This window comes from Ruminococcus callidus ATCC 27760, assembly GCF_000468015.1.
Taxonomy (GTDB): domain Bacteria; phylum Bacillota; class Clostridia; order Oscillospirales; family Ruminococcaceae; genus Ruminococcus_C; species Ruminococcus_C callidus.
In genome coordinates this window covers 1-550 of sequence record NZ_KI260394.1, presented here as the reverse complement: position 1 = coordinate 550, position 550 = coordinate 1, and the positions used below count along the sequence as shown (strand labels likewise).

General features: G+C 40.4%; 1 protein-coding gene. It reads left to right on the top strand.

What is annotated here, in order from left to right:
- Positions 1–497: hypothetical protein (locus RUMCAL_RS15955; protein WP_021682059.1), on the top strand; the 497-nt coding region annotated here is incomplete at its 5' end.
- Between the last annotated feature and the right edge of the window lie 53 nt (positions 498–550).

Here is a 550-nt window from a genome sequence, read left to right as displayed (position 1 = left end):
TAACCTTCTATACTACCAGTGACGCAGAAGTAACTGTAGAAGACGCTACATTCAAGTCTGCAAAGCAGATGGAAGATGCAAGTGCAATTGCTGTATGCTCTAGCGATGATTACTATCGCATCGGTGACCTGAATAATGATGACAACATCAACTCAACAGATATGTTTTATCAGTTGAATGCATATAAAATTGCAGAAGATGATCCTTCCTTAATCACGGTAGAAAGAAACGGTCTTACTTATGTAGGTTTATCCACCGTTGTTGCAAATAACCATAAGGCAAAATATGGATTAATAGAAGACGCCTATGCTATGGCTGGTGATGGTAATACGGATGGGGTGATTGCATACGACCAAGAACAACTTATCATTTCGGACGTAGATAATCTGGCTTATTATGTTGCACGCCGTGGCGCAGGATACAAAACAGATTTGAACAGATACGGTTTCCGCTACGGTGAATACGAATCTCTTACGGCGAATACGAATCTCTTTTAATCGTAAAAAGGCGGTGACGTTATGAAAAAACAAATCGCAACACTCTTAGCCCT